Origin of the sequence: Rhodococcus sp. LB1 (genome assembly GCF_001583455.1) — a bacterium.
Taxonomy (GTDB): Bacteria; Actinomycetota; Actinomycetes; order Mycobacteriales; family Mycobacteriaceae; genus Rhodococcus_F; species Rhodococcus_F opacus.
In genome coordinates this window covers 106,655-117,767 of sequence record NZ_LTCZ01000423.1, presented here as the reverse complement: position 1 = coordinate 117,767, position 11,113 = coordinate 106,655, and the positions used below count along the sequence as shown (strand labels likewise).

General features: G+C 69.2%; 15 protein-coding genes. 12 read left to right on the top strand and 3 right to left on the bottom strand.

The window, feature by feature from the left end:
* Nucleotides 1-704: MFS transporter (locus AZG88_RS44015; protein ID WP_156517761.1), on the bottom strand; the 704-nt coding region annotated here is incomplete at its 3' end.
* A 113-nt stretch (nt 705-817) separates the two neighbouring features.
* Here AZG88_RS44015 and AZG88_RS44010 point away from each other — a divergent pair.
* The 6 genes from AZG88_RS44010 (at nt 818) to AZG88_RS43985 (ending at nt 5,242) form a co-directional block, all read left to right on the top strand.
* Nucleotides 818-1,744 (top strand): LysR family transcriptional regulator, encoded by a 927-nt coding sequence (locus tag AZG88_RS44010; protein ID WP_037180062.1) that lies wholly within the window; start codon nt 818-820, stop codon nt 1,742-1,744.
* A gap of 23 nt (nt 1,745-1,767) precedes the next feature.
* The gene (locus AZG88_RS44005; RefSeq protein WP_005244454.1) at nt 1,768-2,934 is read left to right on the top strand and encodes a pyridoxal phosphate-dependent aminotransferase; all 1,167 of its coding nucleotides are present in this window, start codon (nt 1,768-1,770) and stop codon (nt 2,932-2,934) included.
* A gap of 101 nt (nt 2,935-3,035) precedes the next feature.
* Complete coding sequence (locus tag AZG88_RS44000; RefSeq protein ID WP_061701224.1) at nt 3,036-3,323, top strand: PLDc N-terminal domain-containing protein; 288 nt, start codon at nt 3,036-3,038, stop codon at nt 3,321-3,323.
* 56 nt (nt 3,324-3,379) lie between these two features.
* Nucleotides 3,380-3,793, top strand: a complete 414-nt coding sequence (locus AZG88_RS43995) for a DUF1707 SHOCT-like domain-containing protein (protein WP_005244452.1) — start codon at nt 3,380-3,382, stop codon at nt 3,791-3,793.
* Between the two features lie 107 nt (nt 3,794-3,900).
* Entirely contained in the window at nt 3,901-4,431 is a 531-nt protein-coding gene (locus AZG88_RS43990) for a PepSY domain-containing protein (RefSeq protein ID WP_231914408.1), read from the top strand.
* A 133-nt stretch (nt 4,432-4,564) separates the two neighbouring features.
* Nucleotides 4,565-5,242, top strand: coding sequence for a DUF998 domain-containing protein (locus AZG88_RS43985; RefSeq protein WP_061701223.1), 678 nt, complete (start codon nt 4,565-4,567; stop codon nt 5,240-5,242).
* Here AZG88_RS43985 and AZG88_RS54800 read toward each other — a convergent pair.
* Nucleotides 5,229-5,441: a hypothetical protein gene (locus AZG88_RS54800; protein WP_061042215.1), complete on the bottom strand. Its 213-nt coding sequence runs from the start codon at nt 5,439-5,441 to the stop codon at nt 5,229-5,231. The two genes, AZG88_RS43985 and AZG88_RS54800, sit on opposite strands and share 14 nt — an antisense overlap.
* A gap of 99 nt (nt 5,442-5,540) precedes the next feature.
* Here AZG88_RS54800 and AZG88_RS43975 point away from each other — a divergent pair, with 99 nt between their 5' ends.
* From AZG88_RS43975 to AZG88_RS43965, 3 genes are all read left to right on the top strand, one after another.
* Complete coding sequence (locus tag AZG88_RS43975; protein WP_005254889.1) at nt 5,541-6,170, top strand: TetR/AcrR family transcriptional regulator; 630 nt, start codon at nt 5,541-5,543, stop codon at nt 6,168-6,170.
* A 22-nt stretch (nt 6,171-6,192) separates the two neighbouring features.
* Entirely contained in the window at nt 6,193-7,614 is a 1,422-nt protein-coding gene (gene purB, locus AZG88_RS43970; protein WP_061701222.1) for an adenylosuccinate lyase, read from the top strand.
* Between the two features lie 77 nt (nt 7,615-7,691).
* Complete coding sequence (locus tag AZG88_RS43965; protein ID WP_061701221.1) at nt 7,692-8,105, top strand: HIT family protein; 414 nt, start codon at nt 7,692-7,694, stop codon at nt 8,103-8,105.
* Between the two features lie 28 nt (nt 8,106-8,133).
* Here AZG88_RS43965 and AZG88_RS43960 read toward each other — a convergent pair whose 3' ends face one another.
* The gene (locus tag AZG88_RS43960) at nt 8,134-8,898 is read right to left on the bottom strand and encodes an NRDE family protein (RefSeq protein WP_005244446.1); all 765 of its coding nucleotides are present in this window, start codon (nt 8,896-8,898) and stop codon (nt 8,134-8,136) included.
* A gap of 98 nt (nt 8,899-8,996) precedes the next feature.
* On the opposite strand from AZG88_RS43960, the gene AZG88_RS43955 reads away from it, so the two are divergent.
* From AZG88_RS43955 to AZG88_RS43945, 3 genes are read left to right on the top strand one after another with little or no spacing between them, the layout of a single operon-like run.
* Nucleotides 8,997-9,491 (top strand): MarR family winged helix-turn-helix transcriptional regulator, encoded by a 495-nt coding sequence (locus AZG88_RS43955; protein ID WP_061042214.1) that lies wholly within the window; start codon nt 8,997-8,999, stop codon nt 9,489-9,491.
* On the top strand, nt 9,488-10,333 hold the full coding sequence (locus tag AZG88_RS43950; protein WP_061701220.1) for an ABC transporter ATP-binding protein: 846 nt from the start codon (nt 9,488-9,490) through the stop codon (nt 10,331-10,333). Before AZG88_RS43955 ends, AZG88_RS43950 begins: the two co-directional genes overlap by 4 nt.
* Nucleotides 10,293-11,111: an ABC transporter permease gene (locus AZG88_RS43945; protein ID WP_061701219.1), complete on the top strand. Its 819-nt coding sequence runs from the start codon at nt 10,293-10,295 to the stop codon at nt 11,109-11,111. The genes AZG88_RS43950 and AZG88_RS43945 overlap by 41 nt, the downstream gene beginning before the upstream one ends.
* Nucleotides 11,112-11,113: the final 2 nt, after the last annotated feature.

Below are 11,113 nucleotides of genomic sequence, written 5' to 3'. Positions count from 1 at the left end.
TCCTTGATGTGCTCCGCTTCCTTCTGCGCCTGGATGAAGATCGGAGCGTCCGTGACCTTCGTGCGGATGTAGTAGCCGACGAGGACGATCACGGCCGACAGCCAGAACGCCACGCGCCAGCCCCAGCTGAGGAACGCCGCATCGGACAGCGTCGTCGTCAGGATCAGCAGGACGACGGTCGCGACGAGGTTGCCGGCAGGCACGCCGGCCTGCGGCCACGACGACCAGAAGCCGCGGGACTTGTTCGGGCTGTGCTCGGCCACCAGCAGCACCGCGCCACCCCACTCGCCGCCGACGGCGAATCCCTGGATGAAGCGGAGGGTGACGAGCAGGGCCGGGGCCCAGTACCCGATCTGGCCGTACGTGGGCAGGCAGCCCATCAGGAACGTGGCCGCGCCGACGAGCAGGAGGCTGAACTGGAGCAGTTGCTTGCGGCCGAACTTGTCACCGAAGTGACCGAAGACGATGCCGCCGAGGGGCCGGGCGACGAAGCCGACGGCGTACGTGACGAACGCCGCGATGATCGCGTCGAGTTCGTTGTCCCCGGCCGCGAAGAAGACCTTGCTGAACACGAGCGTCGCCGCGGTCCCGTAGAGGAAGAACTCGTACCATTCGACGACGGTGCCGGCCATGGATGCGCCGACCACCTTCTTCAGCCCGGACGGCGGGGCTTCCTTCGCGTGCGCTGTTTCGTCGACGCTCATCTGTCGCTCCTCGTTACACTCCGTACCCCGTTGTGACTGGGGACACAGTTCGTTGGTCCTGCCGAGTATTGATGCATATTTGTGCGCACACAATGACGCAACCTGCAGTCGGCATGTGCAAATATGCACAAGTGACCTCTGGAACAGCCCTGCCCAGCGCCGACGACCTGCTCGTACTGCTGGCAGTGGGGCGGACCGGCCGCTTCAACACCGCCGCCGACGACCTGGGCGTCAACCACACGACCATCTCGCGGCGGATCGCGAGTCTGGAGAAAAGCCTCGGCGGCCGGGTACTCGTGAAGGCCGCGGGCGGGTGGGAACTCACCGACCTCGGGCGGCAGGCGCTGACCGCGGCCGAACGCGTGGAGGCCGCCGTCCACGGACTCGTCGCCGAACCCGGCCGCGCCGACCACCTGAAGGGCGTGGTCCGGGTATCGGCGACCGACGGGTTCAGCGCCTACATCGCGGCACCCGCCGGCGCGCTGATCCGCAGCAGGCACCCCGAGGTGTCCGTGGAGATCGTCGCGATCACCCGCCGGGCCTCACAGCATCGCTCGGGGCTCGACATCGAGATCGTCGTGGGCAAGCCGCAGGTGCACCGGGCGGAGGCGCTGTGGCTGGCCGACTACACCCTCGGCCTGTACGGCGCGAAGTCGTATCTGTCCGCACACGGCACACCGAGGCAGGTGGGTGATCTGGCCGATCATTCACTCGTCTACTTCATCGACTCGATGCTGCAGGTCGACGAGCTCGACCTCGCACGCCGCCTCACCGTCTCGATGCGCGAATCGGTGACGTCGACCAACGTGTTCGTGCACGTCGAGGCCACCCGGGCGTCGGCAGGTATCGGGTTGCTGCCGTGCTTCATGGCCGACCGCCACGACGACCTCGTCCGGGTGCTGCCCGGGCAGGTCGAGGCCACGCTGGCGTACTGGCTCGTGGCAAGACCCGAGTCGTTGCGCCGACCGGAGGTCGCGGCGGTGGTGGGTGCCATCCGGGAGACGGTGGAGTCGCAGCGGGACGCGTTGGCGGGGCAGTGAGCGCGTCACGCTAGCGTCAAGGGGTGCGTCCAGAATCCCAGCGGTCCAACATCCAGACCTTCCACGTGATGGACGTGTGGAAGGCCGCCACCGAACGTCAGCGCACCCACGGTGACGTGCTGACGCTCGCAGCGGGGCAGCCGTCCACTCCCGCTCCGCAGCCGGTTCTCCGCGCGACGCGGGAAGTGCTCGACGGACACCTGCTCGGCTACACCGAGACGTTCGGGATACTGCCGCTGCGCGAGGCGATCGCCGGATACCACTCCTCCAAATCCGGTATCGACGTCGACGCCGAGGACGTCGTCGTGACCACCGGATCCTCGGGTGCGTTCACGCTGCTGTTCCTCGCCGCGTTCGACGTCGGCGACACCGTCGTGGTGGCCCGCCCCGGCTACCCGGCCTACCGGAACACGCTCGCCGCGCTCGGCTGCAACGTCATCGAGATCGACTGCGGAGCGGACACCCGGTTCCAGCCGACGGTCGCGATGCTCGACGCCCTGCCCGAGCCGCCTGCCGGACTGATCGTCGCCAGCCCCGCCAACCCCACCGGCACCGTCATCGACCCCGGCGAACTGGCCGCCCTCGCCCGCTGGTGCGACGACCACGGGACGCTGCTGATCTCCGACGAGATCTACCACGGCATCGGCTACGGCGAGCAGGCGATGACGAGTTCGTGGGAGACGTCGCGCGAATCCGTCGTCGTCGGATCGGTGTCCAAGTACTTCTCGATGACGGGCTGGCGGCTGGGCTGGATGCTGGTCCCGGAGGGGCTGCGCCGGCCGCTGCAGCGCCTGGCCTCGAACATGACGGTGTGCCCGCCGGCCATCTCCCAGTACGCGGCGATCGCCGCGTTCACCGAGGAATCGAGGGCCGAGCTCGACGGCCACGTCCAGCGCTACGCCGTCAACCGGGAGTTGTTGCTCACCGGGCTTCCGGAACTGGGCATCGCCGACCTGGCGCCCGCCGACGGCGCGTTCTACGTGTACGCCGACATCGGGCACCTGCTCGGCGGATCCCACGGCGGCACATCGACGGAATGGTGCTCGCGACTGCTGCAGGACACCGGTCTGGCGCTGGCCCCGGGCATCGATTTCGACACCGTCCACGGCGACCGGACGGTCCGGCTGTCGTTCGCCGGATCCACCGCCGAGGTCCGGGAATCGCTGGTGCGACTGGGTCGCTGGCTGTAGGCGGAGTTTCTCGACGACACCTCTTGCGGCACCGCCGCAGCAGTTGTTCGATGGACTTGGGCGCACTGCGTGTTCGGGCGTGCCAGGCAAGGAGAACGGCGATGCTGTACATCGCGTTGTTCGCATTCGTGTTGTGGGTCCTGTGCTTCGCCGACGCCATCACCACCGACGACGACCAGTTCCGGAACCTCTCGAAGGAGGGCTGGCTGGTGATCGTGCTGCTGCTTCCGCTCGTCGGCTCGGTGTTGTGGCTCGTCGTCGGACGGCCGCAGAAGGACCCGGGCGATCGGCTGCCCGCCGACCCCGGGGAAGCCGAGTTCGTGCGGCGGTGCCGGGAACGGGCCGAGGAACAGCGCCGGGAAGGTTTCCACGGGCGCGACCAGGAGTAGAAGGCCTACACTGTGGCTAGGATTACACTGTTACACACCGGCCCTGAGGCGACGACATGAGCGACATCAGTCATCCACAGCCACCCGTTCCCGGCGGAGTCCGCATCGGGACCGTGGAACGGGAGCAAGCCGCGGCGGCACTCGCCGAACATTTCGCAGCCGGACGGCTCGAGACCGACGAGTTCGACGCGAGGGTCCGCCAGGCGTACCTCGCCAAGACCGCCGCCGACCTCATGCCGCTCTTCGCGGACCTCCCGGACGAACAGCGTTTCGCGCCCGAACCCGATCGCGTGCGCCGCGATCCGGGACGGGAGGCCGCGGCGCTGCGGACGCTGGTGTTCGTGGTGGCCGTGCTCGCCGCGATCCTGTGGGTCGCCCTGGTCCGCGTCCCCCCGCTCGTCTTCCTGCCCATCGTCTGGCTCGTGCTGGCCCGTCGCGGCTTCGGCAGGCGGTCGTGCCGGGCGTGGTGACGCTCTGACCCGGACCGGCGAGAACTGCTGAAAACTACCTCGAGGTCGGTTGTCGCTCCCGTACTCTGACAGGCAGGTCCACGCCGTCGAGCGATCGAGGAGCCACGATGACCCCCAGAATTGTGCGATGTGCGAGCCTGATCCCGGTTGTCGCGGCCTCCGCTCTGCTGCTGGGTGGCTGCGGTTCCGACAGCAGTGACACCTCGTCGACCTCTGCCAGTGCCACGGCATCGGCCACGGCCACGACGGCGCCGCCGACAACCACGGGCACGGCGGTGGCGTCGGCGGTCACCAAGCAGCAGGCGGAGCAGATCGCTGTCGCGGCAGTCCCGGGCGGCACCGTCTCGAACTCCGAGGAACAGCAACGGGATGGAAAGACGGTGTGGCATGTCCACATCCGCGACACACGGGGCTACGACTACGACGTCGACGTCGATGCGGCGACCGGCGCGGTGGTCCCCGAGAGTCAGGACGGGGAGACCACAGCTGCACCAGTACCGGCCCCTCCCGCCGGCGGAGCGGTGACCCAGCAGCAGGCGGAGCAGATCCGGTCGCGAACGCCGAGGAGCAACAACGGGACGGTAAGACGGTGTGGCACATCCATATCCGCGACGCCAAGGGCTGGGACTACGACGTGAACGTCGACGCGTCGACCGGAGCCGTCGTTCCCGACAACTGACCGCAGTGGGTAGAACGACCCATTTTCCGCCCGGGGCGAAATGGGTGAATTTTCCGATGCCCGCGCGGTGACGTCGCTCTAGCGTCGATGGCATGGTCACCACGTCAGTTCTCGTGTCGCGCTCCGACTTCCAGCGGTGGGCCGCCCGTGCGGGCGCAGCGGGACCGCTCGTGTTCACCGCGGGATTCGTCGCCCAGGAGGCAGTCCTCCGGGACGACTACAGCCCGATCGCCGACCCGATCAGCGCCCTCGAGGCGGACCCGAGCGGGTGGATCCAGCAGCTGAACTTCCTGGCCTTCGCCGCGCTACTGCTGATCTTCGCGGCCGGACTGCACCGCGGCATCGCGGCGACACGCTTCGGCTGGGCGGGACCGGCCCTGCTCGGCGCCGCGGCGGTAGGGCTGGTTCTCGCCGCCGTGTTCCCCTTGCGTGAGGACGCGACCGGGAACGCCTACGACCCCGGCAACCATGTGATCGCGGGGATCACATTCTTCTCCTGCAGCGCGCTGGCGCTGCTGGTGCTGTCGCGCCGGTTCGCCGCCGATCCGCGGTGGCGCGGCCTGGCGCGATACGTCGGGGTCGCCGGGGTGGCCGGACTGGGGTGCTTCGTGATGCTGGGCCGGTTCGCGATGCCGGAGGGTGCCCCACTGCACGACGTCGCCGGGCTTCTCCAGCGGTTCACGCTTCTCGCGGTGACGTTCCCCGCGCTGCTGACGGTCGCCCTGCGGCTCCGTCGCCTCGTACGACGGCCGACACTCAGGGCGTCGTGAACGTCGGCACCCGCACCCGGTCGAGGCAGCTTGTGTCGTAGTCCCCGCCCGGACTTTCGAGGAAGCCGACGGCGACGGAGGGGGCGCACTGCGAGGACTGCAGGACGTCGTGGGCCGAGCCCCGGGGAACTCGAGGACCCCGGACCGCGACAAGGTTTCGGCCGCGGTCCGCGCCTGCGATCCGCACCGACACCCGCATGGTCCCGACGCTACGCGGGTGGCCTCCACAGCCCACATACTTCACGGTCTGTCGTCCAATTTGCCCTGGTTCGGCACCCGCGGCTGGCAGGATGAATTGGTGTCATCTGCGGCAACTCCCAAGGGCGAACGGCGCCGACAGGCGCTGGTCGAGGCTGCCGCCGATCTGTTGCTCGAGGGTGGATTCGACGCGGTCCGGCACCGCTCGGTGGCCACCCGGGCCGACCTTCCGCTCGCGTCGACCACCTACTACTTCGAGTCGCTGGACGACCTGATCGCGAAGGCCGTCGAATGCAACGGCAACCGTGATCTCGCGGTCATGCGCGGCCGCGTCGACGACGTCACGCACCGGCGCCGCGGCCGCGAATCCACCGTCGACCTCCTCCTCGACCTACTCGTCGGACCGGCCCTGATCAGTGAGGACTGCCGCGAGAGGCTGATCTCCCGGTACGAGCGGTTCACGGCCTGTGCGCGTCGCCCCGAACTGCGCGAGGTGCAGTTGCGGTTGCGCGCGCAACTCGACGACGTACTCACCGAGGCCCTGCGACGCTCCGACCGCGACGTCCGGCAGGAGCAACTCCGGCGGCTCGTCGCCGTCGTCGACGGAGCTCTGGTGACCGCGCTCGGCGAACACGACCCCGACCTGCGGGCCCTCGCCCGGGCCATGCTGCTCGACGTCGTCGACGTCGTCGCGCCCGCCCTCGACCGGCCGGACCACGTCGAGCTGTAGCACCGCCGTAAACTGAGGACTCGTGAGCCGCATCCCGAACGTCCTTGCCAACCGTTACGCCAGCCCCGAACTCGTCGAGTTGTGGTCGCCCGAGCACAAGATCGTCCTCGAGCGCCAGCTGTGGCTCGCCGTGCTGCGTGCCCAGGCGGAACTCGGGATCGACGTGCCGACCGAGGCGCTCGCCGACTACGAGCGGGTGCTCGAGCAGGTGGACCTCGACTCCATCGCCGACCGTGAGCGTGTCACCCGCCACGACGTGAAGGCCCGCATCGAGGAGTTCAACGCGCTCGCCGGGCACGAGCAGGTTCACAAGGGTCTCACCAGCCGTGACCTCACCGAGAACGTCGAGCAGCTGCAGATCCTGCGGTCGCTCGAGCACGTGCACGCGCACGGTGTCGCGGTCGCCGCCCGGCTGGCCGAGCGGGCCGCCGAGTACGGCAGCCTCGTCATGGCCGGCCGGTCGCACAACGTCGCGGCGCAGGCCACCACACTGGGCAAGCGGTTCGCGTCGGCGGCCGACGAACTGCTCGTCGCGGTCACCCGGCTGCGCGAGCTGATCGACCGCTACCCGCTGCGCGGCATCAAGGGACCCATGGGCACCGCGCAGGACATGCTCGACCTCCTCGACGGCGACGCGTCGAAGCTGGAGGCGCTCGAGCAGAAGGTCGCCGAGCACCTCGGCTTCTCCCACGTGTTCACGAGCGTCGGCCAGGTGTACCCGCGGTCGCTGGACCACGACGTGCTGTCCGCGCTGGTTCAGGTGGCGGCCGGGCCGTCGTCGTTCGCGCACACCATCCGCCTGATGGCCGGCCACGAACTGGTCACCGAGGGCTTCCAACCCGGCCAGGTCGGGTCGTCCGCGATGCCGCATAAGATGAACACCCGTTCCTGCGAGCGCGTCAACGGACTGCAGGTCGTGCTGCGCGGGTACGCGTCCATGGCCGCCGAGCTCGCGGGCGCGCAGTGGAACGAGGGCGACGTGTTCTGCTCGGTGGTGCGCCGCGTCGCGCTGCCGGACGCGTTCTTCGCGATCGACGGACTGATCGAGACGTTCCTGACGGTGCTCGCCGAATTCGGCGCCTACCCCGCCGTCATCGAGAAGGAACTCACCCGGTACCTGCCGTTCCTCGCCACGACCAAGGTCCTGATGGCCCTGGTGCGGGCCGGAGTGGGCCGGGAGACGGCGCACGAGGTCATCAAGGAACACGCCGTCGCCGTCGCGCTGGCGATGCGCGAGGAGGGCAAGGAGCCCGACCTCCTCGACCGCCTGGCCGCCGACGACCGCCTGCCCCTCGACCGGGCCGCCCTCGACGAGGCCCTCGCCGACAAGAAGGCGTTCATCGGCGCCGCCGAGTCGCAGGTCGCCACGGTCGTCGCGCAGGTGCAGAAGCTCGTCGACGCCAACCCCGAGGCAGCCGCCTACCAGCCGTCCCCGATCCTGTAGGCGGCTTCGCCGCCCGTGCGTGGTTAACGAGTGCAGGCACTCGTCAACCACGCACAAGCACCGGAGGTGCCTAACCCGTGAACTGCATTTTCTGCGAGATCGTGTCGGGCCGATCCGACGCCAGCGTCGTGCACGAGGACGACGATGTGATGGCGTTCATGGACATCCGGCCGTGGACCTCCGGACACCTGCTGGTGGTCCCGAAGCGGCACGCGACCGGGCTCGCCGACCTCGACGCGGGTGACGGCGCGGCGGTGTTCGCGGTGGGGCAGCGCATCGCGACCGCGCTGCGCCGCGGGCCGATGCGGGCTCAGGGCGTCAACCTGTTCCTGGCCGACGGGATCGCCGCCGGCCAGGAGGTCTTCCACGTCCACCTGCACGTCGTTCCCCGGACCGCCGGTGACGGGTTCGGGCTGCGCGGAATGCCGAAGTCGCCGAGCCGGATCGCGCTCGATCAGACGGCGGGCGTCATCCGTTCCTCCCTGACGTGAGTGGCAAAGCGTGCGGGAGCACACTTTGTCACTCACGTGCGGGGTAGCGGACCTCGCCGGTGGGGCCGTTCTCGTCGAACCGTCGTTCGGTGATGTCGAAGGTGCCGTCCGGCCGGACCCGCAGCAGTGTCGACGCCCGCGTCCCGTAGTCGGCGTAGTGAATGAACCGGGACGACAGGGCGCGTTCGAGTTCGGGTTCGATGCCCGTGTCGGGTAGCGCCTCCCACGGTGCGGGGTCGCTGTCGGCGAGCACGTCGAAGTATGCCCCCGGATCCGCATCGGGGCTGCCGTCGTCGGCAGCGAGTGCAGCGGCGAACGCCTGCTTTCCGCCGGTCACCTTCGGCCACGGTGTGTCGAGTTCGGCGTTGGACAGGCCGTGGACGCCGGGTTCCACCCGCTGCCGCCGACCATGGGGCCGGTTGGTGGCCCACCACAGTTCCGCGGGGTCGCCGACGAGCAGGTTGAAGCTGCCGTACTCGGCGCCCGTTGCGGCCACCTGTGCGGCGTAGTCGGCGGGTGACAGCCGACCGCGGAGGTAGTCGACGGGCAGGGCCCCGCGGGACCGTGCCCCGGTGGAGGGTGCGCCGTTGCGGACGTTGGTGACGGCCGCGAATCGCAGGGAGTCGGCGATTCCCATCCAGGTGCCGCCGGCGAGCAGATCGCGGCCCGCGAGGAACCCGTCGTCCCACCTGCTCAGCGGTTCGGTGGGGCGGGCGTAGAACTCGTCGCGGTTGGCTGCGACGACGAGGGGGAGATCGGGGCGGGTATGCCAGGCGAACAGGACCAGGCACATGCAGACGTCTCCTCGTCACCTCGATCATCGGAACTCGGTGTGCATGCCCGAGCGTAGCCGCCCTCGTAATACCTCTGAAACAGAGCTATATTGAATCCATGGCACAGAACGAGGCACCCGACCACTCGGCGCCTGCCGAACAGCTCTTCGCCGCAATCGGATTGCTGCGCCGGCACACGCGCCGTCGGGTCGGGCGGCCGTGGCCGGAGACACCGTTGACGGGGTCGCAGGTGGAGTTGGTGCGGCTGCTCCGCCGCAGGCCCGGCACGTCCGTCGCGGAAGCCGCGGCGGCCCTGGGCCTCGCGGCGAACACCGTCTCCACCCTCGTGCGGCAACTCACCGACGCCGGGCTGATCGAACGGGTGCCGGACGAGTCCGACCGCCGCGTCGCCCGCCTGGCGCTCACCGACGACGCGCGGGCCCAGGTCGAACGGTGGCGCGACCGCCGCAACATCGAGGTCGCCGCCGCATTCGACGGACTGAGTGCCGAGGACCGGAAGGCCATCGAATCCGCCGTACCCGCCATCACCCGCCTCGCCGGAGCCCTCCACCCGGATCAGGCCGGGCCGAGCGATCAGGAGGTCGCCAGATGATGTTTCGCAGGGCGCGGACCGCCGCACGACAGCGGCCGTCCCACGACGCGCTGGCACTGTCGCACGTGACCTACTCGTTCGGGGGCTACACCGCGGTGAAGGACCTGAGCCTCGTGATCGAGGCGGGGGAGTGCTTCGGCCTTCTCGGCCCCAACGGGGCGGGGAAGACCACCACGATCCGACTGCTCAACACGCTTCTTCCGCTGCAGGAGGGCGACGTGAGCATCTTCGGGTACGACGTGCGCACCCAGGCCATGGCCGTTCGACGGCTGCTCGGGTATGTGCCGCAACAGTTGTCGATCGAAGGCGCGCTCACCGCCCGTGAGAACGTGTCCTGGTTCGCCCGCCTCTACGACGTGCCCCGGTCCGAACGCCGGCGCCGGGTGGACGAGGTGCTGGAGATGGTGGATCTCGCCGACGTCGCAGACCGGGTGGCGTCGAGTTTCTCGGGCGGCATGGTCCGGCGCCTCGAACTCGCGCAGGCGTTGGTCAACCGGCCGTCGTTGCTGGTGCTCGACGAGCCGACGGTCGGGCTGGATCCGGTGGCGCGGGATTCGGTGTGGACCCGCGTCACCGAGATGCAGAAGCAGTACGGGATGACGGTCCTGCTCACCACCCACTACATGGAAGAGGCCGAGGCACTGTGTGATCGGGTCGCGTTGATGCACCGCGGCGAACTGCGGGCGGTCGGTTCCCCATCGGGGCTCGTCGCCGAACTGGGGCCCGACGCGACCCTCGACGACGTCTTCCGCCACTTCACCGGTGACAGTCTCACCGCCGACGAGAAGGGAGGGCTCCGGGATGTCCGTAGCGCCCGCCGCACTGCCCGCCGTCTGGGCTGAACCGCCGACCCGGGGTGTGCTCCGGTTGTTGTCGCGGATCGTCACGTTCTGTCTGGTCGAGCTGCAGAAGCTCCGCCACGACCGGACGGAGTTAATGACCCGGGCGATCCAGCCGATTCTGTGGCTCGTCATCTTCGGGGAGACGTTCAGCCGCATCCGCGCGATCCCGACCGGCGACGTCCCCTACCTGGACTACCTGGCACCGGGCATCATCGCCCAGTCGGCGCTCTTCGTCGCGATCTTCTACGGCATCCAGATCATCTGGGAACGCGACGCCGGGGTCCTGACCAAACTGCTCGTGACACCCACTCCGCGCGCGGCTCTCGTGACGGGTAAGGCGTTCGCCGCCGGCGTCCGCGCGGTTGCCCAGGCCGTGGTCGTCGTGGTCGTGGCGGCGCTGCTCGGGGTCGGAATGACGTGGAATCCGGTGCGTCTTCTGGGTGTCGTCGCGGTCGTGGTGCTGGGCGCGGCGTTCTTCTCGTGCCTATCGGTGGCCATCGCCGGGGTGGTGCTCAAACGTGACCGGCTGATGGGGATCGGCCAGGCGATCACGATGCCGCTGTTCTTCGCGTCGAACGCGCTGTACCCGGTGGAACTCATGCCGGGGTGGGTTCAGGCGATCAGCCGCGTGAACCCCCTGAGTTACGAGGTGTCCGCACTCAGGGGGCTGCTGATCGGCCAGCCCACGAACTACTGGCTGGACTTCGGGGTGCTCGTGGCGGCCGCGGTGCTCGGGATCGCCGTCGCGTCCGCGCTGCTGGGGAGACTGTCCCGATAGCC